The organism is Rasiella sp. SM2506 (assembly GCF_050859505.1).
Taxonomy (GTDB): domain Bacteria; phylum Bacteroidota; class Bacteroidia; order Flavobacteriales; family Flavobacteriaceae; genus Marinirhabdus.
This window is the reverse complement of record NZ_CP193934.1, coordinates 3,587,415-3,613,622: the sequence shown is the minus strand read 5'-3', so window position 1 is coordinate 3,613,622 and position 26,208 is coordinate 3,587,415. Positions and strand designations below refer to the sequence as shown.

Below are 26,208 nucleotides of genomic sequence, written 5' to 3'. Positions count from 1 at the left end.
AATTTAGTGTCGAAGTATAGTTAGTTAATACTGATTAGTCAAGAAGTAGAAAAGAACTTTTCTAACGATTTCTTAACAGTGCAAATATGTGAACAAAAAAATTAAAAAAAAAACGATAGGGGTATTGAATTTCTAGTTTTTTTTCCTCATACTGTATCTAGACCAAACATACGAAAAAGTTACCCTTTTTCCTCATTAAATTCATGAAAAAAAATATAACCAACTTACGAGTGCGTTATGCCGAAACCGATCAAATGGGAGTGGTGTATTATGGAAATTATGCACAATATCTAGAGCAAGGAAGAACCGAGTGGCTCCGTGAACTGGGGTTCTCTTACAAATGGATGGAAGAAAACCAAGTCATACTACCAGTCACTAATCTGAACATTCACTACAAGTTGCCTGCACGGTACGACGATGTTATTTCCATTACAACGGAACTTAGGAAAATTCCTACTTTCAGAATTGAGTTTTATTACGAAATTCATAATCAAAATCAACAACTTTTGGTGACGGCAGAGACTACCTTAGTGTTTATCAATTCGCTAACAAATAAGATTATAAAAGCACCCGATTATCTGTTGGAAAAATTGGAAAAATAATTAAACAAAACTTTAATTGTTTATAACTCGAACGACTGCTCTTATTTTGTGTTTACGTATCGTCATTTTTTAAGGTCACTTTATATGTGTTTTTAAAGAGTTCAGAAATACGTTTGAACTCTTTTTTTCGAACTGAAAGTACAAACTCACAATCCAGTTCCATCTTTTGGGAGACAATCTTTAATTTTTCATCTTTAATAATACGCATCACGGTATTCATTTCTGGGTACTCAAAGGTGATGGTGATTTCTTCATTAATCGTACGCTTTACAATTTTTGAAGCTTCCAACGCCAACTGTGCCGAAGTTTTATAGGCTTGTATCAAGCCGCCAACACCTAGTTTGGTGCCGCCAAAATAGCGCACTGAAACTACAAGAACGTTCGTCACATCAAACGCTTGTAGCTGTCCGTAAATGGGCATTCCTGCGCTGTTGCTGGGCTCTCCATCGTCATTGGCTCTGTAGCTATCATACCTTTTACCTAGTTGCCAGGCATAGCAAAAATGACGTGCGGTGTGGTGTTGCTTTTTCAGGTCATCTAGGACATTTTTTACGTCGTCTTCAGATGTAACAGGAAAAGCATAGCCAAAAAACTTACTGCCCTTTTCTTTAAAAAGTGTTTCGGCCCCAGGGTTTTTTATGGTTTTATAGGTGTCTTTTTCTTCTGAAGTCATATCCATTTCTCCAAAGCTATTAAAAAGATACTCACTACAGCCAATCCAATGCCAATCCAGTTTTTAGCCAAAAGACGTTCTCTAAAGAATAAAATCCCTACTACTGTTGAAAGCATTACAATGGCGACATTGTTTACCGTAAAAATACCCGAGCTTTCAAAAAGACCACTTCGCAAAGCTTTTACTAAAAAGTAAATAGAAAAGTAATTAGGAACTCCCAAAACGATACCGCCTAAAATATTTTTCCATCTAAACTGAAATCTCCCGCGAAGCTTTTGAACTAGCAATACTAAAATTCCAATAGAAAATGCCGTTAAAAAAATAGTGGCTGAAAATAATGGAACGTCGGTTTCGGCTACAAAAGAGCCTTCTAGATATTTAATACTAGTGTCTATAATACCACTTCCCAAGAATACTAAAACAGGGAAGATTAAGTTCTTCGGCTGGATTTTAAGTCCGTCTTTCTTTTTAACAGACGCTAAATACACTGCAATCAACGCTAACAGAATTCCCACAGCTTTAAAAATACCCAAACTGTCTTTATAGTATAAAAGTCCAAAAACCACAGGAATCACAACACTCATCTTTGTCGCTACAGAAACAACTGAAAGCCCGCTTCGTTGTGTAGTAATAGCCATTAAGTTAAAAACAATAATAAATAACGCTCCAAGCCCAAGGGTGTAGTAGAACCAGTCGTAATTTGGGATTTCGGAGATAGTAATTTCGCCGCTATATCCAATAATCCCACTTAAACACGCCACAAAATAATTTACAACAATCGCGTGCAACGTATTGATTTTAAACTTGCTGAAGAGTTTAAATACCACAAAAATAAGGGTAGAAGCGAGGACGCTAAGAAGGAGATATATCAAATGGATGGATTTTTATAATGGAGAAGTATATCTTCGGCAATTTCAGATTGTTTTAGTAGGTTGCCAGAAAAGACGGGAGCTTTTATTCCTTTCGTAAACGTTGTCTTTCCTTCAAAAACCAGTACTTCATCCCACAAATTGGCGTCAATAAATGTTTGAAGGGTTTGTGCGCCGCCTTCCACGATCAGGCTTTGTATGTTTTTTTTGTAAAGAACTTCACAAATATTGGACGCTAGGTTGTTGTCAAAATCAAGTGATTCAAAAGAAGTAGTTCCAAAAGCTTCTGTTGGTTTTTCTGTTAAGATTAAAGTGGCTGCCTCCTTATTATAAACGGACAAACTTTTGTCAAGGTTATTGTTTCTATCTAAAATCACTCGTAACGGATTGTTGCCAAACCAATCTCGTGTGGTTAAACTTGGATTGTCATCTCTCACTGTGTTGGTGCCTACTAGAATAGCTTGTTCTTCAGCTCGTAATTTATGCGCCAATTGCCTGGAAAACTCGTTGGTGATCCAAACAGGTTTTTGCGCGTCCCTTGTCTTGGGAGCTATAAAACTATCGGTTGTTTGCGCCCATTTCAAAATTATATAGGGTCTTTTTTTTTGCTGAAATGTAAAAAACCGTTTGTTTAGTTCGTTGCATTCTTTTTCCAGAACACCTACAATCACATCACAACCCGCTTCCATTAATTTCTTGATGCCTTGGCCCGCTACTTTGGGATTGGGATCTGTAGTGCCAATCACCACTTTTTTGATGCCTTTCTGAATGATTAAATCTGCACAGGGTGGTGTTTTTCCGAAGTGGCTACACGGTTCCAAACTTACATAGATAGTAGCTTCCGATAACAATGAAATTTCCTTTACGCTATTCACCGCATTCACCTCTGCATGAGGCTGCCCCGCCTGGTAATGCCAGCCTTCACCAATGATGGTGTTATTGTGCACAAGTACGCTCCCCACCAACGGATTGGGATAGGTAGTCCCCAGCCCATTTTTGGCCAGTTGAATGCAACGCTTCATGTATTTTTCGTGTATCTTCACACCTTCAATTAAAACCTCAAAAATACAAGGAATAACTGAGATGAACGAACCTATTATCCGCCCCATTGAGAAAAAAGACAATCCCAAAATAGCCGAAATGATACGGGCTGTTTTAGTAGAATTTGACGTCCCTAAAACAGGAACCGTTTTTGAAGATGCCGCACTGGATTGTATGTTTGAAACGTATAACAACCCAAAAGCAACGTATTTCGTAGTGGAAGAAAACGGACAACTTATTGGTGGTGCCGGTGTTGCCCAATTAGATAATTATGAGGGCAACGTCTGCGAGCTTCAAAAAATGTATTATTTGCCTATAACAAGAGGACGCGGGATTGGCTCAAACATGATGGAAACCTGCCTGCAAAAAGCGAAGGAATTTGGCTACGAAGCTTGCTATCTGGAAACCATGCCCTATATGAAAGCTGCTCAAAAACTATACACCCGCAGCGGATTCGAATACATAGACGGACCCATGGGCAACACAGGTCATTTTTCTTGTCCTGTACATATGCTGAAGAAATTATAATTTATTACCATTGTCACACTGAGCGCAGTCGAAGTGTGATTTGCAAGCCAAAGTTCAATGAATCTAAAACAACTCAAATCAAACTTCACTAAAACCCTTTCGGAACTGTATCCTTCGGAAGAAATCCAGTCGTTTTTTAATTGGCTGGCTGAGCATTATCTGGGGTATTCAAGATTTGAAGTTTCCATAAAAGGGGAAGAAGAAATTTCCGAAGTAGTAGAGGCAAAATTTTCCGAAGCATTGCAAAGATTACAAAACCACGAACCCATTCAATACATCCTAGGCGAAACTGAATTCTACGGACTGCCCTTTAAAGTAACACCAGATACCTTAATTCCAAGGCCAGAGACTGAAGAATTGGTGGAATGGATTGTTTTAGATTCACAAGAGATTCAAGAAACACCACTAAAACCTCACGCCTCACACCTCACACCTGATACCTTTTTAGATGTGGGAACAGGAACAGGTTGCATTGCCATTTCTTTAGCGAAACATATAAAAGAAGCAAAAGTTTCCGCCATCGATATTTCCGCAGCAGCACTAAAAATTGCCAGTGAAAATGCTACAATGAATGAGGTAACAGTGAATTTTATTCATGCTGATATTTTAAAAACAACAACCCTTTCGCAGCACTACGATGTTATGGTGAGCAACCCGCCCTACGTGCGTGCGTTGGAAAAAGAGCACATGCAACCCAACGTACTGCAACACGAGCCTGAAGCGGCGCTTTTTGTTTCTAATGAGGATCCCTTACTGTTTTACCGAACCATCGCAACGCTAGCCAAGACGCACTTAACGCCTAATGGCGCCCTCTACTTCGAAATTAATGAGTATCTTAGTGAGGAAATGCAAATCATGCTTTCGGATGAAGGTTTTGATGAAATAGAACTGAAAAAAGATGTTTTCGGAAAATATAGAATGTTGAAATGCAGACGAAAGTCTCCGTGAATCTCAGCGCTCCTCTGTGTGACTCCGTGTAATAACCAGCAATGAACGATAAAAAAATATGTGTCTTTTGTGGCAGTAGTGATGGGAACGACTCCCAAATCACCCAAGCCGCTATACATCTAGGCGAATTATTCGCCCAAAGAAATATTACCCTAGTATACGGCGCCGCCAAAATAGGCGTGATGGGCACTATCGCCAAAACCATGCTGGACAACAACGGAAGCGTTATAGGCATCATCCCACAATTCCTAAAAAAGAAAGAAGTAGTCCACTTAGGTCTTACCGAACTCATCACCACCCAAAACATGCACGAGCGTAAGCTACAAATGCAGGAAGTAAGTGATGGTTTTATCGCTTTGCCTGGTGGCTTCGGGACATTGGAGGAGCTTTTCGAAATTATTACATGGCTACAATTAGGATTACACACTAAACCTATTGGCCTTTTAAATGTAAATGGGTTTTACGACGATCTTTTAAAAATGATAGAAACTATGGTTCGCAAAGGATTTCTTTCCATGAAAAACTACGAAATGCTTTTGGTGGATACCTCCATAGAAAACCTACTTCAAAAAATGGAAGATTTTAGAACACCCAGAGTTCCAAAGTGGTTAAAGCCGGAACGAACTTAGTAGTAAGTAGTAAGTATTAAGTAGCCAGTATTCAGTACGCAGTAAAATAGAATTCACAATGTCTCCGAGCTCCGCTGTGCAATAAATCAACAATCCACAAATTCACCAACTACCATTTCACAAATTAACCAGTTCACTATATTTGTGTTCATGAATGCTGAAGAAAAAATAAATCAACTCCGCACACAACTCCGTGAGCACAATTATAATTACTACGTAGAAGACAATCCAACGATTTCAGACTACGATTTTGACGTATTGCTGAAGGAACTCCAAGCTTTGGAAGCAGCTCATCCAGAATTTGACAATCCCAATTCGCCCACACATAGAGTAGGAGGGCAGGTGACTAAAAATTTTGAAACTGTACCCCACGAGTTCAGAATGTATTCTTTGGACAACAGCTATTCCAAAGAAGACCTTGAAGACTGGGAAAAGCGAGTCAAAAAAATGGTAGACGGTGATGTGCATTATACTTGTGAATTAAAGTACGACGGTGCTTCTATGAGCCTCACCTACGAAAATGGAACCTTGGTAAGAGCCGTTACCCGAGGCGACGGATTTCAAGGTGATAACGTGACCACGAACGTAAAAACAATTAAATCGGTACCGTTACAGCTGAAAGGTGATTACCCGGCAAAATTTGAAATACGAGGCGAGATTGTGCTTCCGTTTGAAGGATTTACAAAAATGAATATCGAACGCGTGGCCAATGGCGAAGAACCGTATCGCAATCCGCGAAACACGGCTTCGGGAAGCTTAAAATTACAGGATAGTGCTGAGGTTGCCAAACGCCCCTTAGCATGTTTGCTCTACAATTTAAAAGGAAATAACTTACCAGTAGCAACCCAATTTGAATGCTTAGAAAAAGCCCGTCATTGGGGATTTAAAGTGCCAGAAGTAGCAAAGTTGGCCAAAAGTATTGACGAAGTTTTGGAGTTTGTAAATTATTGGGATGTACACCGTCACGAATTGCCTTATGAGACGGACGGAGTTGTTGTTAAGGTGAATAATTTGCAGCAACAGGAGGAGTTAGGATACACGGCAAAAGCTCCAAGATGGGCAATGGCCTACAAGTTTAAAGCCGAACAGGTTTCCACAAAACTAGAGCAAATTACCTATCAGGTAGGAAGAACGGGTGCGATTACACCAGTGGCCAATTTGCAACCTGTAGAACTAGCTGGAACCATTGTAAAGCGAGCTTCGTTACACAATGCAGACCAGATTGAAAAGCTGGATATTCGAGAAGGAGATACCGTGTATGTTGAAAAGGGAGGGGAAATCATCCCGAAAATTATAGGGGTAGATTTTGCAGAAAGAGATCCAAATTCACAACTCACACAATATATTACCGAATGTCCAGAATGTAATACACCACTCACCCGTACCGAAGGCGACGCAAAACATTTTTGTCCAAACGAAGAGGGATGTCCGCCGCAGATTATTGGGCGGATTCAGCATTATATTTCCCGCAAAGCGATGGATATTGAAGGCTTAGGTGGCGAAACCGTTGCCTTATTGGTAACGAATGGATTGATACATAATTACGCAGATCTTTATACTTTGACTGCCGAGCAACTTATTCCCTTAGAACGAATGGCAGAGAAAAGTGCCGAGAATTTGGTTGCTGGCGTGGAAGCTTCCAGGAATATTCCGTTTGAGCGGGTGTTGTTTGGATTGGGTATTCGGTACGTTGGGGAGACGGTGGCTAAGAAATTGGCAAAGCATTTTAAAAGTATAGATGCCTTAGCGGCAGCTTCGTTTGAAGAATTAATTTCAGTAGATGAAATTGGCGACCGCATTGCTGAAAGCGTCGTCGAATTTTTTACTTCAGAAGAACATAAAGAAACCATAAACCGATTAAAAGAATACGGCGTACAGCTAAAACTTTCCGAAGCAGCCTTGGCCAATCAAACCGATACTTTGGCAGGAAATATTTTTGTAGTCTCCGGCGTTTTCCATAAAGTCACCAGAACCGAATTAAAAAAACTCATTGAAGACAACGGCGGGAAGGTGTCGTCCTCCATTTCCAGTAAAACCAATTATGTGGTTGCGGGCGATAGTATGGGGCCTAGTAAACGCACCAAAGCAGAAGGACTTGGTGTTGAAATTATTTCGGAAGATGCGTTTTTAGGAATGTTGTAATCTTCAAAATTTCCGGTTGAGCGCAGTTGAAACCTTAATGTGACTCAAAAAATAGCTATTTCAGCAAAAATGTATCGAGAAGAGTTTATTTTTGTAACAGCTTACTGCGACTATGATTTTTAAAAAACTAAAAAATAACTCCCTTAAAAAGGGGCTGAACACGCATCTTAAGGCGCGGGATACATCGGGCATAAACGCTAGGGTGAAATCCATTGGGTTTTTGGTCGATGAGGCGCACGATCCCGACTTCGAAAAATTCTATGATATTTTTAAAGATCTCAGTTTACAGTCAAAAGACATAAAACTGTTCTCTTTTGTGGACAGTAAAAAGAAGCTTCCTAGTTTGCAGCAAAATCAAGTGCAGAACAAGGATTTTGACTGGAAAGGCAATCTGCACAATCGGAACGCGCAAGAATTTTTAGACCATGATTTTGATGTTCTGGTGGGGTATTACCCTAAGCAACACCAGATTTTAGACGTACTTGTAGCGAGTAGTAAGGCCAAATTTAAAGTAGGTTTTCAAGGTGCAGATGAGCGGTTGTATGATTTACTATTGAATGTCCCGTTTAAAGATTTCGCTCTTTTTAAAAGCGAATTGAAAAAGTATTTGGAGGTGTTGGGGAAACTTTAAACTTTTAAGAAAATCATAGCATTTCAGAATCTACCAAAACTAGAATCCTAGTATCTTTGTGGTCTAGTACTGAAATAGGAATAAAATAAGCACAGAACATGAAAGAACTCATAGGAACGGGTGTAGCCCTTATCACCCCATTTACAGAAGAAGGTGAAGTTGACGTAAACGGACTCCAAAAGGTCGTAAATTTTCAAATTGAAAACGGTATCGATTATTTGGTGGTTTTAGGAACCACGGGCGAAAGTGTAACGTTAACCAAAGCGGAAAAGCAATTGGTAATAGACACTATTGTGGAAACCAATGCAGGAAGACTTCCGTTGGTGTTGGGAATAGGAGGGAACGATACCGCCCAAGTTTCCGAAGAAATGCAAACACGCGATGTAACTGCTTTTGCAGCAATTCTTTCGGTTTCTCCATCCTACAATAAACCTACGCAGGAAGGGATTTATCAGCACTTTGCTGTCTTGGCAAAGGTGGCTACGAAGCCAATTATTTTATACAACGTTCCGGGAAGAACCGCTAGTAATATGATGCCTGAAACCGTTGCGCGACTGGCAAACGATTTCAGTAATATTGTAGCTATTAAAGAAGCTGCCGGAGATTTGGTGCAGGCTATGAAAATGATAGACAGTACTCCAGAAGGTTTTTTGGTAATAAGTGGAGACGATATGATTGCTTTACCAATGACGCTGGCGGGTGGTGCAGGCGTAATTTCGGTAATTGGGGAAGGCTTTCCAAAGGATTTTTCAACCATGATTACTTTAGGGTTAGAGCGGCGTGTGGACGAAGCTTATTCACTACATTATAAAATTGCCCCTTGCATAGATTATATTTTCGCTGAAGGCAATCCGGCAGGAATTAAAGCTGTCTTTAGCCGTCTCGGAATTTGTGGAGATACGGTACGACTGCCACTTGTAGGAATTGGCAAGCAATTGCGTGATAAAATTGATGCATTTGTAACGGCGTATTAATTTTTGAAACAATAAGAGAAATTGAACGTCCTTCTACCGTACAAATAAGGCAATATTTAGTACGATAATAAGTTTTGTAATCACGTATAATTCACTACTTTTGCACGATGTTTTTGAAATACATTAAAATCACATTTCTTAGTTTGCTTGCAGCGGTCTCTTTGGGCTCTTGTAGCGACTATCAGAAATTATTAAGATCTGAAGATACCGCAGCAAAATATGCTGGGGCAGATTCTTTATACAATGCAGGGAAATATAAGAAAGCTCTTAAGCTTATGGAACAAATAGTTCCTGCATACCGAGGTAAGCCTCAGGCAGAGCGTCTTATGTTTATATACGCCAATACTTTCTATGAGTTGGAAGATTTCTATTTGGCAGGTTACCAGTTTGATCGTTTTGAGACTTCCTTTCCACAAAGTGACAGCGTAGAAGTTGCTGCCTACAAATCGGCCAAAAGCTATTACCAATTATCTCCTCGCTTTTCATTGGATCAAAAAGACACCAGAACTGCATTAGAGAAGATGCAAAAATATATCAATAATTATCCGGATTCTGAGTACCGCTTAGAGACCAACGTTTTGGTGAAAGAACTTCGCGAAAAATTGGAAAAAAAGGATTTTGAGGTAGCCATGCAATATTTAAATATAGCAGATTATCTGGGGTCTTATATTCCCGCCATAGAGGCTTTCGAGAATTTTATTGTAGACCATCCAGGATCTGCCTACAAAAAAGAAGCTTACTATGGTAGGTTGGAAGCGGCTTATAAAAGAGCGATAACCGGTGTGCCTAGTTTGGTGCAGGAACGTTTAATTACGGCTCAAGGATACTATAATTCATTTCAGAAATATTATAAAAATGATACTTCTGAAATAAAAATAAAAGCAGACGAGATTGCCCGAGAAATCGAAGCAAAAAAAATTACCATACTAGAAGAAGAACCTACACGTTAATATACACCCATTATGAGCGATATTAAAAATTCTGAAGCGCCTATCAACACTACAACGATAGACAAAAACAAAATAGATGCCCCAACAGGGAATATCTATGAAGCTATATCAATAATTTCAAAAAGAGCTAACCAGATTAATGGAGACATTAAAAAAGAGCTGTTGGAAAAATTGGATGAGTTTGCTACGTACAATGACAGTTTAGAAGAAATTTTTGAAAACAAAGAGCAAATCGAAGTTTCAAAATTTTACGAAAAGTTACCTAAGCCGCACGCACTAGCAGTACAGGAATGGTTGGATGAAAAAATCTACTACCGCAACACTGCAGACGAAGCTATAGACGAATAATATGTCTGTTTTAAGCGGTAAAAAAATTGTACTTGGCGTTACTGCCGGTATCGCCGCTTACAAAACAACATATTTGGTTAGGTTGTTTGTAAAGTCGGGAGCCGAGGTGAAAGTTGTTATGACGCCTTCGGCAAAAGAATTTGTTACACCGCTTACGCTTTCAACACTATCTAAAAACGAAGTACACTCCTCGTTTACCAACGAAGAAGATGATAATGCCCAATGGAACAACCACGTAGCGTTGGCCCTTTGGGCAGACTTATTTGTAATAGCCCCAGCCACGGCGAATACACTTTCTAAAATGGCTCACGGTACTTGTGACAACTTGTTGCTGGCTGTGTATCTTTCGGCAAAATGTCCTGTTTATTATGCGCCAGCAATGGATCTGGACATGTATCAGCATCCCTCTACCAAAGCTACTTTTAAGACGTTAGCTTCTTTCGGAAATATTCAAATACCTGCTACCCATGGCGAATTGGCAAGCGGTCTTGTGGGGCAAGGGCGTATGGCAGAGCCAGAAGATATCCTTGCTTTTTTGGAAGCTGAAATAGGCAAGAACCTTCCGTTGAAAGGTAAAAAAATAGTAATCACGGCTGGTCCAACGTATGAAGCGATTGATCCCGTGCGTTTTATAGGAAACCATAGCAGTGGTAAAATGGGATATGCCATTGCAGATGAGGCTGCCAACCTGGGTGCTGAGGTTATTTTAGTTTCAGGACCATCCCACGTTGTCTTAAAAAATTCTTTTGTGAATACGATTTCGGTACTGTCTGCAAAAGAAATGTACGTGGCAGTTCACGAACATTTTAATACCTGTGATGTCGCAATTTTAAGTGCTGCTGTTGCAGATTATAGGTCCAAAACAGTAGCTTCAGAAAAAATCAAAAAGAAAGAAGGTGCGCTTATCCTTCAGCTAGAAAAAACAGATGATATTTTGGCTTCTCTAGGAAAGATTAAAACCAATCAATTTTTAGTGGGGTTTGCCTTAGAGACTCAAAATGAACTGGAAAATGCAAAAAGTAAACTCGAAAAAAAGAATTTAGACTTAATTGTGTTAAATTCGCTAAAAGATAAAGGGGCGGGCTTTAAAGGAGATACTAATAAAGTAACCTTTATAACAAAAGACAATAAAGTGGTTCCTTTTTCAGTTAAACCCAAAACAGAAGTCGCTAAAGACATTTTACAATACATTTTACAACAGATTCATGCATAAGATTTTACTTTCAATAGTCGTATTATTTGCTAGCTTTACTGCGGGTGCACAGGAGTTAAACGCTAGTATTACGATAGACGCAGAACAAACAGGACAGCCCAATCAGCAAGTTTTTAGAACCTTGGAGAACCAGTTGACAGATTTTATCAACAATACCCAATGGACTAATAAAAAGTTTTTGAACCAAGAGCGGATTGATTGTAATTTTACACTTATTTTAAATTCGTACGATGGAGATTCTTTTGGAGGGACTTTACAGGTACAGGCCTCACGTCCAGTATATGGCTCTACGTATGATAGTCCTATTTACAATTATAACGACAAGCAATTTTCGTTCGATTATGTAGAATTTCAACCACTTACATTTAACATCAATACTTTCGATTCTAATTTGATGTCGGTTTTGGCATATCACGTATATACGGTTATTGGTTTGGATGCGGACACGTTCGAATTAAATGGGGGAGCTCCTTATTTTGAAACTGCCAAACAAATTGTAAATACAGCAGCCTCTAGCAACTTTTCTGGCTGGAAGTCTACAGATGGAATTCAGTCCAGATTTAGATATAATGATGCGTTGTTAAGTAATGTGTATCAAGAATTTCACGAAGCTATGTATATCTATCACATAGAAGGAATGGATGCTATGCAAAGAGATCCGAAGGTTTCCAAAACAAAGGTGCAAGAAGCGATACAGAGCCTAAAGAGCATTAACGATCGCAGACCCAATTCTTTTATATTACGTACTTTCTTTGATGCGAAAAGTGATGAAATTGCCGCTATATTTAGCGGAGGTCCTAAGGTGAACATCACGCAATTTATAGAAAATTTAAACCGTATGGCACCTACCAGAAGAAGTACTTGGGCAGATATTAAGTTTTAGGATTTCAGCTGTCTTTCGTGTTGAAATAAGTAAACTTCTGCTATCTTAGTAGCACAAAACAAACGTGCCTTGCTAACCCAACTTTCCATAAAAAACTATGCCTTAATAGATGATATTAAGGTGGCTTTCTCTACTGGTCTTACTACAATTACAGGTGAAACTGGTGCAGGAAAATCTATATTACTGGGTGCTCTTTCCTTGCTTTTAGGAAAACGAGCCGATAATAGTAGTGTGAAAAATTCTGCTAAAAAGTGCATTATAGAAGGCGATTTTAGAATAGCTGTTTACAAGTTGGAAGAATTATTTGAAACGCTAGATCTGGATTACGAAGATCATACTATTATACGTCGTGAAATTTTGCCTTCTGGAAAATCCCGGGCCTTTGTTAACGATACTCCTGTTACCTTACAGCAATTACAGCAATTAGGAGAACGGCTGGTAGATATTCACAGTCAGCACGAAACACGCTCCTTGCTTTCCGAAAAAAATCAATTAGAAGTGATTGATGCCGTGGCGGGGAATGATGTGCTCCTGCAAAACTATGTTGAAGGTTTGCAGGACTTTAAAAAATTACAAAGCGAATTGCGAACTCTTGTTGCTGAAAAGGAGACAAGTGCTAAAGAACTAGATTACCATACCTTTTTATATACCGAACTACAAGAAGCAAAGCTTTCAAAAGTTGATCAAGTAGCGTTAGAAGGAACCTACGAAAAACTGAACAATGCCGAAACCATCCAGGAAAGCCTGGCAAGTGTTTCAAAATTATTTTCTGACGAGCAAGTTGGCGTGTTGGAAACTGCCAAAGAAGCCCGTTTGCAGTTAGGAAAAATTAAATCTTTTTCTTCGGAATATGAGACGCTTTGGGAGCGTTTAAACAGTGTGCTCATTGAGTTGGAAGATATAGAGGAAGAAGTGGCAACGCAAGCTGAAAATCTGGAAGCAGATCCTTCAGCATTGTTTCAAATACAAGCTACCTTACAAACCCTGTATAAACTTCAGCAAAAGCACACGGTTGCCACGGTTGAAGAATTGATAGCGATTGAAAATGATTTAGCCTTTAAAATAGACGAAACTGCCAATGTAGACAATCGAATTGCGATGTTGGAAGCTTCCGTTACAACAGCAAAAGAGAGTTTGTTGGAAGTTTCAGAAAAACTTCATAAAACCAGATTAGAGGTGATTCCAAAACTTAAAAATCAGTTAGAAACATTCTTGAAAATGCTGGGATTACCCAATGCGCAGTTTCAGTTTAAGATGACTAAAATTTCAGAATTTACAGCACAAGGAACCGATGCTTTAGATTTGCTTTTTACGGCCAACAAAGGAGCGCAATTTGGAGCGCTTAAAAAAGTAGCTTCAGGAGGAGAATTAAGCCGAATAATGTTGTCTATAAAAGCTGTTTTGGCAAGCTATAAAAATTTACCTACCCTTATTTTTGATGAAATTGATACAGGTGTTTCGGGTGAAATTGCACAGCAAATGGCAACCATTATGGAGCAAATGAGTAGCACAATGCAGGTATGTAGTATTACGCATTTACCCCAAATTGCCGCGAAAGGAAATCAGCAAATAAAAGTGTACAAAGAAGATATACATAACGTTACTACCACACAGTTAAAGCAGCTTACCGAAGAAGAACGTATTGTAGAAATTGCTCAAATGATTGGCGGTCATACGTTGACGGATTCGGCCTTGGCGCACGCTAAACAATTGCGCAATTAACTGTATATTTGCATACCAACAAAAAAAATAATAGTAAACAATATACCCATGGCATACAATCTATTAAAAGGAAAAAAAGGAATTATTTTTGGAGCATTGGATGAGCATTCTATTGCTTGGAAAACTGCGGAACGCATTCACGAAGAAGGTGGAACTTTTGTACTTACAAATGCGCCTATTGCTATGCGTATGGGGCAGATTAAAACGTTGGCAGAAAAAACCGGATCTCAGATCATTCCTGCAGATGCAACCAACATAGAAGATCTTGAAAATTTAGTGGAGCAAGCTATGGAGATTTTAGGTGGAAAATTAGATTTTGTACTCCACTCTATAGGGATGTCTGTAAACGTAAGAAAAGGCAAACATTACACAGATCAGAATTACGATTGGACGCATAAAGGGTGGGACGTTTCGGCGGGTTCTTTCCATAAAACTATGCAGACTTTGTACAAAAAAGATGCTATGAATGAATGGGGAAGCATTGTCGCATTAACCTATATGGCGGCACAACGTGTATTCCCAGATTATAACGATATGGCCGATAATAAAGCGTATTTGGAGTCTATTGCTAGAAGTTTTGGATATTTCTTCGGAAAAGATAAAAAAGTGCGTGTGAACACGATTTCGCAATCACCAACCCCAACTACTGCTGGACAAGGTGTAAAAGGATTTGATGGCTTTATTGCCTATGCTGAAAAAATGTCTCCCTTGGGCAACGCAACTGCTGAAGATTGCGCCAATTATACCATTGCAATGTTTAGTGATCTAACCAAGCGCGTAACGCTCCAGAATTTATTTAACGACGGAGGTTTCAGCAATATGGGAGTGAGTGATTTGGTAATGGAAAAATTTGTTGAAACTGAGTAAATAAGACCTCATAAACATCATAAAAAATCCGCCAGATGTTCTCTTGGCGGATTTTTTATGATGTTTATCGGGAATACTCTAATTTTATCGAATTATATTGTCATTATGATAAATTTTAGATACTTTTAAGAAAAGTTAACTAAAATTTAAACGTATTATGAGAAAAACTACCCTTTTATGGGCAATGATGTTCTGCTTTGTCGGAACACTCTTTGCGCAAACACCGGCAGAAATGGCGGAAATTCAGGCAGCGAAAGCAGTACAAGGTCAGAGCACTAATGTTCAGGACCTTGTAAATAGATTCGAAAACATTGGCACAACTGCTATGCCACTTACAAATTATTTTACTTCAGAAGAAATAGCGCTTATAAAAGCATACAAGCGATCTAGTTCTGTGAATCGTTTGGCAGACATTATTCCTACGGCGGGTGCCACTGAAACCTTCGTGGCAAATGTAGGAGACTTCATCTATGATCCATCTGATGGAATAAATGGCGGCCCAGGAGGTGATTGTTCAACGACTTCTTCAGGAGACCCAGGTGATTATCCAAATTGTGACTGTATCACAGTTACGACCCTTGATGCCCCTCCGGGTGAACAGATTTCGGTAACCTTCAATTCTTTCAGAGTCTTTGGAAATTTTGACTGGTTTGCCATTTTTGACGGCTCAGGTCCCGTTACTGCCACAAATGGTAGTGGATCTGCTGCGAATCCTACTTCAGGTGACCCAGAACTTTGGAATAGTTCTGTAGACGGTGATGAACTCGTTGACATGATCAATGCAGGTATGACAACTTTTACTTCTACTAATGGTAGCTTAACTTTTGCTTCCAGATTTAGTGGTGTGGTTAATACTTGTGGCTGGGAAGCTGAGGTAGTACCTGCCGGCGGTGGCGGCGGTGGCGGTACGCCAATTGCTTATGGTTTTGAGGCATTTAATTTGAATATGTACGGAAGTTTTGATCCAGTTGCACCTGAGGTATTTACATCTCTTTCACTTGGTGCTAATGATGGAGATTTTGAATTGGCTGGAGATGTTGATACTAGCAATGCTGGAACTGCATATGTAGCTACACTAAATACAACAACATTAATAAGTACTTTATACAGTGTAGATATCGCAACAGGGGCTTACACACTTGTAGGGCCTATGACCGAAGGATATGTTGGTTTCTCTTCTAACCCAGTAGATGGGGTACTGTATGGTTTTGATACGAATCTTGATTTATATACTATAGATACGGCTACGGGTGCCTCTACGCTAATTGCCCCTATTACAGGAACAGGTAGTGCTGGCCTTGCAGATATTGCCATTACAGGAGCAGGTATAATGTATGTTCACGATTTAGGTACTGATGAAATCTATACCATAGATCTGGTTACTGGTGTTGCCACTTTGGTAGGTGCTACCGGTTTTGATGCTAATTTTGCACAAGGAATGACATGGGATCCAAATAGTGATACTTTATTTTTAGCTGCATACAATCCCGGAGCTGCTCGCGCAGAATGGAGATCTGTAAATATTACGACAGGCGCGACCACAGTTGTGGGTAATATTAATGACCCTGCTAATTCTGAAGTTACTTGGGTAAGTGTACCAGATACAGATGCTGTTATCATTACTAATGATGACTGTGTTGATGCCATTGCAATGGATTGTGGAGCTATTGAAACGGGAGATACTGCAAATTATACAAACACTGGTGGAGCCAATGCTTCTCCAGACGCGTGGTATTCTTATACAGGTAGTGGTTTCTTAGAGATTATTACACTTTCATTATGTGACGGTGCAACAAGCTATGACTCAATATTAACTGTTTATGATTCTTGTGGAGGTGCTGTGGTTATAGATAATGACGATTCTTGTGGTCTTCAATCTGAAGTTACATTTACATCAGATGGTACAACTACTTATTATATAGCTGTTGAAGGATTTGGCACTGGTTCTGGAGCATATAGCTTAGCTTTAACATGTGTGGTTCCTTTAGACGATTGCGAAACTGCTGGCTCTATTAGTTGTGGTGAAACCGTATTAGGAAGTACTGCAAATGGAGCGTCATCAGATCCTGGCGCCCCAGACTGTGGAGCAGGAAACGCTTCTCCAGGATTGTGGTATCAAATAAATGATACTTCAGGATTGGTTACAGACTATACCGTATCATTATGTGATGGAGGTACTACGTATGACAGTAAGTTGGTAATATATTCAGGAGATTGTGGAACACTAGTTTGTGTTGCTGAAAATGATGATTCTTGTGGTCTTCAATCTGAGGTTTCATTCCAAGGGGATGGAAGTTCTACCTACTATATTTTAGTAAACGGTTTTGGAACAACAAGTAATGGTGATTTCTCACTAAACTTGTCTTGTACTCCAGTACCACCACCAAACGATAGAATCGCAAATTCTATTGATGTAGACGAAATAGGCTTCCCTTATACAGATCCAGCAGTGGCCATGCCAGCAGCAACTACAGAAGCTGGAAGTCCAGCAGACTGTGATAACGCAGGGGTTTTAGGTGTATGGTATAACTTTGTTGCAGAAATTGGAGGTACCGCTACAGCAACGGTAACATCTCCAGCAGGATATACTTCTGTAACGTTCTATACAGCTCCAACTGAAGCTGCTACGGAAACAGAGCTTACGTTGGTTCCTTGGTTCGATAACCAGTGTGTGCCAGGCGTGACTACATCAATTCCAGTAGTAGCAGGACAAGCTTACTATGTATATGTAGCAAATCACGAGGGAATTACAGATATTGTAATAGATGGAGATTTCTTCCTTGGTGTAGGTGATGCTGTTGTAGACGGATTTACGTATTTCCCTAACCCGGCCAACAATGAGTTGAACCTGGATGCAGGAACACGTAGGATAGACAGTGCAACTATTTATAATATCTTAGGACAGACAGTTGTGGACCAGAAAGTTGGTGCTAGCAACACACGTCTTAATGTTGCCAACTTAAGTGTTGGAACTTACATTATGAAAGTAATTGTTGAAGGAGAGGTTGGAACTTACAAGATTGTAAAGCAATAATCTCTAGTATACAAAACTTTAAATTTAAAGCCTTCCCAATGTATTTGGGAAGGCTTTTTTTTTACAAAAATACAAGGCTCACTATTAGGTAATTACATAAAAAAAAACTAGATTTAACATAAATTAACTAAACTTTATTATATTATGAAAAAAATTACCTTACTAATGCTTATGTTAGTATGTTCTTTTGGATTCGCTCAGCAACTGCAAAAGCAGGCTGTTTCAAGTGAAATGCAAAATAGAACTGCTAATTCGCAAACTACAAGCACTCAGAGTGGCGCTGTAGAAATGCTTCTTGGAGACGATGGCAACATGCATGCGTACCATCCAAATGCAAAAATTGTTAAAAACAGAAATGCATTTGCCACAACACTTTCAACCCTCTACGCAGGTGGGAATGGTGGTGACCCTGGAGGTACCGTTTATTTTGATATAACCGTTGGGCCGCAAGATATAGACATTTCAAGTGTAGATATGAACACTGGAACTGGTGCTTTTACAGTAGATATGTATGCATTTGTTGGAACCTATGTTGGAAATCAAGACAATCCTGCACCTTGGGGTGCACCTGTTGGTACTGGCGCAGGAACTGGTGCTGGAATAGGTTTACCGTCTACAGCAACATTTGCAGCTCCAATTACATTATTGGCAAGTACTACGTATGCAATAGCTCTGGTTCTTGATGGAGCCCATAGTCACACCTATACAAACGGTGACGGTACAAACCAACAATACGCAAACGCAGACTTAACTATAGACCTTGGGTCTGGAAGTAATGTTCCTTTTACGGGTCCAATTTTCAATCCACGTGTGTGGAATGGAGGTGTCACATACGATGTTAGTGGTGGCGGTGGTGGTGACGAATGGACTGTTAGAATTTTTGGCGCTGGATTTGGTGACGAAGTTTCATGGGAATTACGGGATAATACCACAGCAGTTATACTAAGTGGAGGGAATTACGCTCCAGGTGGAGGTGGTTATGACGAAACGAGTATGGTTACTACAGCAAATGCACCCCTTGAGTTTTATATGGAAGCTATGGGTACATTCAATGATAATACCCCTTCATACCAAATACTGTGTGGAGGTTCCGTTGTAGCATCAGGTGCTTTGATAGGAGGAGATGATGTGACTGATTCTGGTATTGTGTGTGGTGGTGGCGGTCCAGTGTGTGATATTAATTATGCGAATACGTTAACTACTACCTCAGGATCTGCATCACAAATTTTTCCGGATTTTAATGGGCGCGGAATCTCTGCAGATGATTTTGTAATTCCATTAGCTTCGACTCAAGCTGCGGCTATTTGTGATATAACCGCTTCTGGTTTTTTTACAATGCCGGGTGGCGCGTTAAATGATCCTAATTCTGAAATTGTCTTAAATATTTATAACGATAATGGTGGTGTACCAGGAACTTTGCTTTATACAGAATCGTATGATGCTGCAACAATTGACCCAGCTGGAATTGGAGTTTTCACGTTAACACCTTCCTCACAAATTAACCTTATGGGAGATACGGTCTATTTTGTGTCCGTTGCTGTTAGTATGGAATTTGGTTTAGCAGGGCAATGGTTTTGGTTTACAGCTACCGATGGAAATGACGGTGAATCTGCTTGGGAAGATACCGATAATTTATTTGGAACTGGTTGTACTACTTGGATGCCATCAAGTGCGTGTGGTATAGGTGGCGGTGTCCCAGATTTAGTAATGGACATTAATTTTATGCAGGTTCCAACTTTCGACGAATGTGCTGGTGCCATTGCAATGTCTTGTGGCGATGTTGAAACAGGTGATACTACTACTAATTCAGATACAGGTGGATTTAATACCTCTCCAGATGCTTGGTACTCTTACACAGGAACTGGTGCTGAAGAATTTGTGACATTCTCCCTTTGTGACGGAGGGACATCGTATGATTCAAGATTAACGGTTTATGATTCTTGTGGAGGTACTCAAGTGGCTAACAATGATGATTTCTGTGCTTTTCAGTCTCAGGTATCTTTTGTATCCGATGGTACTACTACGTATTATGTAGCAGTTGAAGGATTTGGAGCTGCAAGTGCAGGTGCTTACAGTTTAGAAGTTAGCTGTAACCCAGTCGCAGATAATGACCTTTGTGACGACGCAACATCAATTGCTTGCGGTGAAACCATTTTAGGCTCTACATTATTTGCTACTCCAGATCTTGGTGCTCCAGATTGTGGTGGTGGGAACGATGCTCCAGGAGTTTGGTATAAAATAGAAGATACTTCAGGATTAGTTACAGATTATACAGTATCTCTATGTGATGGAGGAACTACATATGATAGTAAATTGGTAATATATTCAGGTGATGACTGTGGAACTTTGGTTTGTGTTGCTGAAAATGATGATTCTTGTGATCTTCAATCTGAGGTTTCATTCCAAGGAGATGGTGTTTCTACTTACTATATTTTGGTAAACGGATTTTTTCTGACAGGTGCTTCTGGTGATTTCTCACTAAACTTGTCTTGTACTCCGGTTCCACCACCAAACGATAGGATCGCAAATTCTATTGATGTAGACGAAATAGGATTCCCTTACACAGATCCAGCAGTACCTATGCCAGCGGCAACTACAGAAGCTGGAAGTCCAGCAGACTGTGATAACGCAGGAGTTTTAGGGGTATGGTATAACTTTGTTGCAGAAATAGGAGGTACCGCTACAGCAACGGTAACGTCTCCAGCAGGATATACTTCTGTAACATTCTATACAGCTCCAACTGAAACGGCAATGGAAACAGAGCTTACATTAGTTCCTTGGTTCGATAACCAATGTGTACCAGGCGTAACTACTTCCATTCCAGTAGTAGCAGGACAAGCCTACTATGTTTACGTAGCAAACCACGAGGGAATTACAGATATTGTAATAGATGGAGATTTCTTCCTTGGGGTAGGTGATGCTGTTGTAGACGGATTTACGTACTTCCCTAACCCAGCCAACAACGAGTTGAATCTGGATGCAGGAACACGTGGTATAGACAGTGCAACTATCTATAACATCTTAGGACAGACAGTTGTGGACCAAAAAGTTGGTGCTAGCAGTACACGTCTTGATGTAGCCAACTTAAGTGTTGGAACCTACATTATGAAAGTTGTTGTAGAAGGAGAAGTTGGTATTTACAAGATTGTAAAACAGTAATTTTTTCATATAATTAACCTAAAGTCGCCCTAGTAATACTGGGGCGGCTTTTTTTATTCAGTATCTTTGCTGAACAATGGAACGATCCTACTCGTTTATTATTCCAGTATACAACAGACCCCAAGAAATTAAAGAACTCTTGGAAAGTTTTTTGGTACTTTCATATACCAGACCTTTTGAAATCGTAATTGTAGAAGATGGAAGCTCTGAAAGTGCTGAAGGAATTGTAAAAGAATTTTCAGAGAAACTTTGTATCTCTTACTTCTATAAAGAAAATTCAGGACCTGGAGACTCACGAAATTATGGAATGCGAAAAGCAACGGGAAACTACTTTGTTATTTTAGATTCAGATTGTTTAGTTCCTCCACATTATCTAGAAACGGTAGACTATTTTTTAGAAAATTCCTACGTAGATTGTTATGGGGGTGCAGATGCAGCTCATATTAATTTCACCCCTTTACAAAAAGCAATAAATTATACGATGACTTCTTTCCTAACTACCGGAGGTATTAGAGGGAGTAAGAAAAGTATAACTACTTTCGAACCCAGAAGTTTTAATATGGGACTTTCTAAAAAAGCATTTGTTAGCACAGGAGGGTTTGCAAAAATACATCCAGGAGAAGATCCGGATTTATCCCAACGTATCGTAAAATCTGGTTTTAAAACTGTTTTTATTCCCGATGCATATGTGTTTCATAAAAGAAGGATTTCTTGGTCAAAGTTTCATACACAAGTAAAAAAGTTTGGTATGGTACGCCCTATATTAAACAAATGGCATCCTAACGCTGCTAAAATAACATTTTGGTTTCCAACTTTATTTGTTCTTTTTTCAATAGTATCGATAGTTTGTGGCGTGTTTATTTCGCCTATTTTATTAATGCCATTATTGGGGTATTTAGGTGTTCTTTTTATAGACGCTAGTGCCAGAAATAAAAGTGTATATATTGGATGTTTGGTTATTTGGGCTGTTTTTATCCAATTTTTTGGATATGGATTAGCTTTTCTGAAATCTACGTTCTATATTTCATGGGTAGGGAGAGATCCCGAAATACAATTCCCTAACTTATTTTTTAAATAAACTATAGCAAACGTTTATGGCAGTTCCAAAAAAATCTTTTAGAAGCATAAAAATTAATATGTTCTTTTTCTTTTTGCTGTTGGCCATCATTTTCTGGGCACTCACTAAATTTTCAAAAGAAAATTCTGCAAAAATTGAAGCAAGTTTAGTGTATACCAATTTGCCGGAAAATTATTTGTTGGGTGATGAAAATGAAAACAGCATAACATTCGATATTACATCAAACGGATTTAATTTTTTGGTATATAAAATGAAGCAACCCACTGTTTCAATAGATGTTTCAAAGTACTTTGATGACACCAATAAGAAAGCGTTACTCTCCACTGAAAATTTAAAAGAAGAAATTGCAGCGCAAATTAGCTATTCGGGTGAAATTAGAAATTTATCAAAATCTGGAATGACACTAGATTTAGAAGGAGTACAATCTAAAAAAATTCCAGTTATTGTAAATGCATTGATAACCTACAAAAAAGGATTTAAAAAGGTAGATACACTTACACCTTCGCCAGATTCTATTAGTGTGGCTGGACCAAAGAAACTACTAGATTCAATAGTGAGTATCACTACAAACGAATTGGTCTTACAGAATGTAGATAAGAATATTTCGAATAAAATAACGCTTGAAAAATTGCCTTTTGCAGAATTGTATTCAAAAACAAAAGATGTGGTTGTAAAGCAGACCGTAAAAGAATTTGCACAGAAAAAACTGGTACTTCCCATAAAACTTATAAATGTACCCAAGCAAACTACATTAAAAATAATACCTGAAAGAATAGAAATAACTTTTATAGTTCCTATCGAAAAATTTGCATCCATAATCGCTCAGGATTTTGAAATTGTCTGTGATTACAAGCAACGAAATACCGAAGAAAATTTTCTAACTCCAACACTAGTGAGCGCTCCAAAAGAAGCAAAGAACATAGAAATGCTAACAAAAAAAATAGATTTTTTAATTTTTAAATAAAAAGTAACGTGAAAATTGTTGGACTTACAGGAGGTATAGGAAGTGGGAAAACAACGGTTGCTGCTATGTTTAAAGAGTTAGGAGTGCCAGTGTATATTGCCGATGTGGAAGCCAAAAAGCTTGCGAATTCGTCTAAAATAATTAGAAAAAAACTTATCGAACTTTTAGGGGAAGCTGCCTATGATTCTACTGGGTTAAATAGATCTTTTGTAGCAGCGTATATCTTCAATGATGAAAAAATTTTACAACAGGTTAACCAGATAATTCATCCAAAAGTAAAAGCCCATTTCAAACGCTGGGTAAAACAACAGGAAGGTGTGTATTGTATTAAGGAAGTTGCTATTCTTTTTGAAAACGGAGGGTATAAGGAATGCGATTATACTATTTTAATTACTGCTCCAAAGAAAGTAAAAATTAAAAGACTCCTTCAGCGGGACAATACCACAGAAGAGGCGGTCCTTGCCCGTATGAAAAACCAATGGAGTGATGCGAAAAAAATAAAATTAGCACATACCGTACTAGAGAATACTGATTTGGAGAAAACACAAAAAGCCGTTTTAGCATTGCATAAAAAACTTCTAAAATCCCAGTAATAGCGTTCCTTCTATAGTGTTAACATTTGGTTAAAGCATCCTAGAGCTAAATGTTAAAATCTTACTTTTGGTGGATGAACAAAAAACTATTCGTCTTTCTTATCTTAATGATGAGTTTATCCCTTCTAGGGATAATTTTTGTTCAAGGCTATTGGATCTCTAATTCCTATAAAACCAAAGATGAACAATTTAGTTCTACTGTTAAAAACTCCCTGTTAAATGTCTCAAGAGCCATACAGGAAAGAGAGCTGGATGAGTACTACTATATTTACAGCGATATCGTGGATAGCTTAGGGAATCCAGAACAAATTACCGTCAATGAGTTGTTGTACGCAATACGAGATGACCGCAACCAAGAAAAAAGTGTTTTTTACAATAGCATCTTATCCGAAGATTTTAAGCTCTCTACAAATATTTTTGATACTGAAATAGATAGTATAAAATTTAAAAGAATCACCAATCGCAGAGAAGAAATTAAAATCAAAGATGCAATCGATGGGGCTGAAGAAGCTGTAACAAGATTTGAGACCCTAAGTAGGTTGACCGATTTTGAAAAGAAACAGTTTGAATCTGCTTTTAAAAATATTTCAGAAAAAAAACCAATTCATCAGCGAGTTAGTAAAGAAGAAATTGAGACAAACTTGAAAAAAGAATTAGAAGAAAGAGGAATAATTTCGCCTTTTGAGTATGCAGTTTTCAGTAAAAGTCTAGCGACCAAAGTGCAATCAGATAATTTTGAGTTAGACCCGGATAACACCTACAGTGCTCCATTATTTGTGAATGAAGATTTAAAAACACAATACCAGTTATTTGTGAGTTTCCCAGAGAAAAAACAAGAAGTACTCAATTCTATTTTAGGAATGGCAGTATTATCCTTAATTTTTACCGGGGTGATTGTTTTAGCTTACAGCAGTGCGCTATCTCAGTTATTTAAACAAAGACAGATCTCTCAAATAAAAACCGATTTCATAAATAACATGACGCACGAGTTTAAGACACCCATTGCTACCATCAATCTGGCTTTGGATGCTTTAAATAATCCTAAGGTAAAAGACAATAAAGAATTTTTGACAAGATATCTTGGGATGATTCGTGACGAAAATCGCAGAATGCATGCACAAGTAGAAAATGTACTGCGTATTTCAAAATTGGAAAAGAACGAATTAGACCTGCCAAAAGAGCGCTTAAAATTACACGATATTATTGAAAATGCGGTATCTCACGTGGGACTTATTGTAGAAGATAGAGGTGGTTATGTGAAAACTCATTTTGGAGCTTTAAAATCTTCAGTACTCGCTAACGACTCACACCTTACCAACGTAGTTGTGAATATTTTGGATAATGGTATAAAATATTCTGAAGACGAGCCAAAAATAGATGTGTATACTGAAAATGTAAAAAACACCATTATATTAAAAATTAGAGACCAGGGAATTGGAATGACCAAAGGAGTTCAGAAAAAAATATTTGAAAAATTTTATAGAGAACATACCGGAGACATTCACAACGTAAAAGGACACGGTCTGGGATTAGCCTATGTAAAAAGAATTTTGGAAGATCACGATGCCGAAATTTACGTGGAAAGCGAAAAAGATAAAGGAAGTACCTTCATAATTAAACTACACTTAATATCATAACTCATGGAAACTGAAAACAAGAAAATCCTATTAGTAGAAGACGATCCCAACTTTGGAACCGTATTAAAAGATTACCTAGCTATGAACGACTACGATGTTGTTCACGCCAAAAATGGTATGGAAGGTTTTGAAAAATTTAAAAAAGACGATTACGATCTATGTATTCTGGACGTAATGATGCCATATAAGGATGGCTTTACACTCGCTAAAGAAATTAGAGAGAAAAATGAAGATGTGCCAATTATTTTCCTAACTGCAAAAGCAATGAAGGAAGATGTTTTAAAAGGATATAAAGTGGGTGCAGACGACTACCTAAACAAACCTTTTGACAGTGAAGTATTGCTAATGAAAATTAAAGCAATCATCCAGCGTAAAGCGACAGATTCTATAGCAGACAGCAAGCAATTTGAATTTGAAATTGGAAATTTCCACTTAAACTCAAAGTTACGTTTCTTGACTTTTAAAAAGCAAGATCCAAGCAAGTTGTCACCAAAAGAAAATGAATTGTTGCGGTTACTTGCTTTACATAAAAACGACCTGATGCCACGGGAGTTGGCGTTGACCAAAATTTGGAGAGACGACAATTACTTTACCTCACGGAGTATGGATGTGTACATAGCCAAGCTACGTAAATACCTAAGTATAGACGAAGGTGTTGAAATTATTAATATTCATGGGGAAGGATTTCGTTTAGTGGTTAAAAGCGAAGTAGACCAGTAAAAG

The 26,208-nt window shown here is 38.6% G+C and carries 23 protein-coding genes; 20 read left to right on the top strand and 3 right to left on the bottom strand.

The features are described 5' to 3' along the window. Positions 1-203: 203 nt before the first annotated feature. Complete coding sequence (locus ACQ2HF_RS16205; protein WP_432411467.1) at positions 204-602, top strand: acyl-CoA thioesterase; 399 nt, start codon at positions 204-206, stop codon at positions 600-602. Between the two features lie 52 nt (positions 603-654). On the opposite strand, the gene ACQ2HF_RS16200 is transcribed toward ACQ2HF_RS16205, so the two are convergent. The 3 genes from ACQ2HF_RS16200 to ribD are packed head-to-tail and all read right to left on the bottom strand — an operon-like array spanning position 655 to position 3,166. After that, positions 655-1,275, bottom strand: coding sequence for an IMPACT family protein (locus ACQ2HF_RS16200; protein ID WP_432411466.1), 621 nt, complete (start codon positions 1,273-1,275; stop codon positions 655-657). Beyond that, the gene (locus tag ACQ2HF_RS16195; protein ID WP_432411465.1) at positions 1,272-2,147 is read right to left on the bottom strand and encodes an EamA family transporter; all 876 of its coding nucleotides are present in this window, start codon (positions 2,145-2,147) and stop codon (positions 1,272-1,274) included. The genes ACQ2HF_RS16200 and ACQ2HF_RS16195 overlap by 4 nt, the downstream gene beginning before the upstream one ends. Continuing rightward, on the bottom strand, positions 2,144-3,166 hold the full coding sequence (gene ribD / locus ACQ2HF_RS16190; protein WP_432411464.1) for a bifunctional diaminohydroxyphosphoribosylaminopyrimidine deaminase/5-amino-6-(5-phosphoribosylamino)uracil reductase RibD: 1,023 nt from the start codon (positions 3,164-3,166) through the stop codon (positions 2,144-2,146). Before ribD ends, ACQ2HF_RS16195 begins: the two co-directional genes overlap by 4 nt. Before the next feature lie 61 nt (positions 3,167-3,227). Here ribD and ACQ2HF_RS16185 point away from each other — a divergent pair, with 61 nt between their 5' ends. The 19 genes from ACQ2HF_RS16185 to ACQ2HF_RS16095 all read left to right on the top strand — a co-directional run bounded on the left by ACQ2HF_RS16185 (position 3,228) and on the right by ACQ2HF_RS16095 (position 26,205). Further along, positions 3,228-3,713 (top strand): GNAT family N-acetyltransferase, encoded by a 486-nt coding sequence (locus tag ACQ2HF_RS16185; RefSeq protein WP_432411463.1) that lies wholly within the window; start codon positions 3,228-3,230, stop codon positions 3,711-3,713. A gap of 57 nt (positions 3,714-3,770) precedes the next feature. Then, positions 3,771-4,661, top strand: coding sequence for a peptide chain release factor N(5)-glutamine methyltransferase (gene prmC / locus ACQ2HF_RS16180; RefSeq protein WP_432411462.1), 891 nt, complete (start codon positions 3,771-3,773; stop codon positions 4,659-4,661). Positions 4,662-4,702: 41 nt separating this feature from the next. Continuing rightward, entirely contained in the window at positions 4,703-5,290 is a 588-nt protein-coding gene (locus ACQ2HF_RS16175) for a TIGR00730 family Rossman fold protein (protein ID WP_432411461.1), read from the top strand. A gap of 150 nt (positions 5,291-5,440) precedes the next feature. Next, the gene (gene ligA, locus ACQ2HF_RS16170; RefSeq protein WP_432411460.1) at positions 5,441-7,432 is read left to right on the top strand and encodes an NAD-dependent DNA ligase LigA; all 1,992 of its coding nucleotides are present in this window, start codon (positions 5,441-5,443) and stop codon (positions 7,430-7,432) included. 112 nt (positions 7,433-7,544) lie between these two features. Next, the gene (locus tag ACQ2HF_RS16165; protein WP_432411459.1) at positions 7,545-8,063 is read left to right on the top strand and encodes a DUF6913 domain-containing protein; all 519 of its coding nucleotides are present in this window, start codon (positions 7,545-7,547) and stop codon (positions 8,061-8,063) included. 98 nt (positions 8,064-8,161) lie between these two features. Beyond that, on the top strand, positions 8,162-9,037 hold the full coding sequence (gene dapA, locus ACQ2HF_RS16160; RefSeq protein WP_432411458.1) for a 4-hydroxy-tetrahydrodipicolinate synthase: 876 nt from the start codon (positions 8,162-8,164) through the stop codon (positions 9,035-9,037). Between the two features lie 107 nt (positions 9,038-9,144). Further along, entirely contained in the window at positions 9,145-9,987 is an 843-nt protein-coding gene (locus tag ACQ2HF_RS16155; protein WP_432411457.1) for an outer membrane protein assembly factor BamD, read from the top strand. Between the two features lie 12 nt (positions 9,988-9,999). Continuing rightward, positions 10,000-10,335, top strand: coding sequence for a DNA-directed RNA polymerase subunit omega (locus tag ACQ2HF_RS16150; protein WP_432411456.1), 336 nt, complete (start codon positions 10,000-10,002; stop codon positions 10,333-10,335). Position 10,336: 1 nt separating this feature from the next. Then, positions 10,337-11,548, top strand: coding sequence for a bifunctional phosphopantothenoylcysteine decarboxylase/phosphopantothenate--cysteine ligase CoaBC (gene coaBC, locus ACQ2HF_RS16145; RefSeq protein WP_432411455.1), 1,212 nt, complete (start codon positions 10,337-10,339; stop codon positions 11,546-11,548). Next, on the top strand, positions 11,541-12,431 hold the full coding sequence (locus ACQ2HF_RS16140) for a DUF4835 family protein (RefSeq protein ID WP_432411454.1): 891 nt from the start codon (positions 11,541-11,543) through the stop codon (positions 12,429-12,431). Before coaBC ends, ACQ2HF_RS16140 begins: the two co-directional genes overlap by 8 nt. Before the next feature lie 69 nt (positions 12,432-12,500). Further along, positions 12,501-14,153, top strand: coding sequence for a DNA repair protein RecN (recN, locus tag ACQ2HF_RS16135; RefSeq protein ID WP_432411453.1), 1,653 nt, complete (start codon positions 12,501-12,503; stop codon positions 14,151-14,153). A gap of 48 nt (positions 14,154-14,201) precedes the next feature. Beyond that, positions 14,202-15,020, top strand: a complete 819-nt coding sequence (locus ACQ2HF_RS16130; protein ID WP_432411452.1) for an enoyl-ACP reductase FabI — start codon at positions 14,202-14,204, stop codon at positions 15,018-15,020. A gap of 157 nt (positions 15,021-15,177) precedes the next feature. Next, entirely contained in the window at positions 15,178-18,054 is a 2,877-nt protein-coding gene (locus ACQ2HF_RS16125; protein WP_432411451.1) for a T9SS type A sorting domain-containing protein, read from the top strand. A gap of 144 nt (positions 18,055-18,198) precedes the next feature. Continuing rightward, positions 18,199-21,213 (top strand): T9SS type A sorting domain-containing protein, encoded by a 3,015-nt coding sequence (locus tag ACQ2HF_RS16120; RefSeq protein ID WP_432411450.1) that lies wholly within the window; start codon positions 18,199-18,201, stop codon positions 21,211-21,213. 76 nt (positions 21,214-21,289) lie between these two features. Beyond that, positions 21,290-22,291 (top strand): glycosyltransferase, encoded by a 1,002-nt coding sequence (locus ACQ2HF_RS16115; RefSeq protein WP_432411449.1) that lies wholly within the window; start codon positions 21,290-21,292, stop codon positions 22,289-22,291. 16 nt (positions 22,292-22,307) lie between these two features. Further along, positions 22,308-23,255 (top strand): hypothetical protein, encoded by a 948-nt coding sequence (locus tag ACQ2HF_RS16110; protein ID WP_432411448.1) that lies wholly within the window; start codon positions 22,308-22,310, stop codon positions 23,253-23,255. Positions 23,256-23,263: 8 nt separating this feature from the next. Then, positions 23,264-23,848 carry a dephospho-CoA kinase gene (coaE, locus tag ACQ2HF_RS16105; protein ID WP_432411447.1) on the top strand — a complete coding sequence of 195 codons (585 nt, stop codon included), beginning with the start codon at positions 23,264-23,266 and terminating at the stop codon, positions 23,846-23,848. A 74-nt stretch (positions 23,849-23,922) separates the two neighbouring features. Continuing rightward, positions 23,923-25,485: a sensor histidine kinase gene (locus tag ACQ2HF_RS16100; RefSeq protein ID WP_432411446.1), complete on the top strand. Its 1,563-nt coding sequence runs from the start codon at positions 23,923-23,925 to the stop codon at positions 25,483-25,485. A gap of 3 nt (positions 25,486-25,488) precedes the next feature. After that, positions 25,489-26,205, top strand: a complete 717-nt coding sequence (locus tag ACQ2HF_RS16095) for a response regulator transcription factor (protein ID WP_432411445.1) — start codon at positions 25,489-25,491, stop codon at positions 26,203-26,205. Positions 26,206-26,208 lie beyond the last annotated feature (3 nt).

What these genes read in the sequence shown, in the direction of transcription:
- ACQ2HF_RS16205 (WP_432411467.1), top strand. Translation starts at nt 204, where the DNA reads ATGAAAAAAAATATAACCAACTTACGAGTGCGTTATGCCGAAACCGAT.
- ACQ2HF_RS16200 (WP_432411466.1), bottom strand. Translation starts at nt 1,275, where the DNA reads ATGACTTCAGAAGAAAAAGACACCTATAAAACCATAAAAAACCCTGGG.
- ribD (WP_432411464.1), bottom strand. Translation starts at nt 3,166, where the DNA reads ATGAAGCGTTGCATTCAACTGGCCAAAAATGGGCTGGGGACTACCTAT.
- ACQ2HF_RS16185 (WP_432411463.1), top strand. Translation starts at nt 3,228, where the DNA reads ATGAACGAACCTATTATCCGCCCCATTGAGAAAAAAGACAATCCCAAA.
- prmC (WP_432411462.1), top strand. Translation starts at nt 3,771, where the DNA reads ATGAATCTAAAACAACTCAAATCAAACTTCACTAAAACCCTTTCGGAA.
- ACQ2HF_RS16175 (WP_432411461.1), top strand. Translation starts at nt 4,703, where the DNA reads ATGAACGATAAAAAAATATGTGTCTTTTGTGGCAGTAGTGATGGGAAC.
- ligA (WP_432411460.1), top strand. Translation starts at nt 5,441, where the DNA reads ATGAATGCTGAAGAAAAAATAAATCAACTCCGCACACAACTCCGTGAG.
- ACQ2HF_RS16165 (WP_432411459.1), top strand. Translation starts at nt 7,545, where the DNA reads ATGATTTTTAAAAAACTAAAAAATAACTCCCTTAAAAAGGGGCTGAAC.
- dapA (WP_432411458.1), top strand. Translation starts at nt 8,162, where the DNA reads ATGAAAGAACTCATAGGAACGGGTGTAGCCCTTATCACCCCATTTACA.
- ACQ2HF_RS16155 (WP_432411457.1), top strand. Translation starts at nt 9,145, where the DNA reads ATGTTTTTGAAATACATTAAAATCACATTTCTTAGTTTGCTTGCAGCG.
- ACQ2HF_RS16150 (WP_432411456.1), top strand. Translation starts at nt 10,000, where the DNA reads ATGAGCGATATTAAAAATTCTGAAGCGCCTATCAACACTACAACGATA.
- coaBC (WP_432411455.1), top strand. Translation starts at nt 10,337, where the DNA reads ATGTCTGTTTTAAGCGGTAAAAAAATTGTACTTGGCGTTACTGCCGGT.
- ACQ2HF_RS16140 (WP_432411454.1), top strand. Translation starts at nt 11,541, where the DNA reads ATGCATAAGATTTTACTTTCAATAGTCGTATTATTTGCTAGCTTTACT.
- ACQ2HF_RS16130 (WP_432411452.1), top strand. Translation starts at nt 14,202, where the DNA reads ATGGCATACAATCTATTAAAAGGAAAAAAAGGAATTATTTTTGGAGCA.
- ACQ2HF_RS16125 (WP_432411451.1), top strand. Translation starts at nt 15,178, where the DNA reads ATGAGAAAAACTACCCTTTTATGGGCAATGATGTTCTGCTTTGTCGGA.
- ACQ2HF_RS16120 (WP_432411450.1), top strand. Translation starts at nt 18,199, where the DNA reads ATGAAAAAAATTACCTTACTAATGCTTATGTTAGTATGTTCTTTTGGA.
- ACQ2HF_RS16115 (WP_432411449.1), top strand. Translation starts at nt 21,290, where the DNA reads ATGGAACGATCCTACTCGTTTATTATTCCAGTATACAACAGACCCCAA.
- ACQ2HF_RS16110 (WP_432411448.1), top strand. Translation starts at nt 22,308, where the DNA reads ATGGCAGTTCCAAAAAAATCTTTTAGAAGCATAAAAATTAATATGTTC.
- ACQ2HF_RS16100 (WP_432411446.1), top strand. Translation starts at nt 23,923, where the DNA reads ATGAACAAAAAACTATTCGTCTTTCTTATCTTAATGATGAGTTTATCC.
- ACQ2HF_RS16095 (WP_432411445.1), top strand. Translation starts at nt 25,489, where the DNA reads ATGGAAACTGAAAACAAGAAAATCCTATTAGTAGAAGACGATCCCAAC.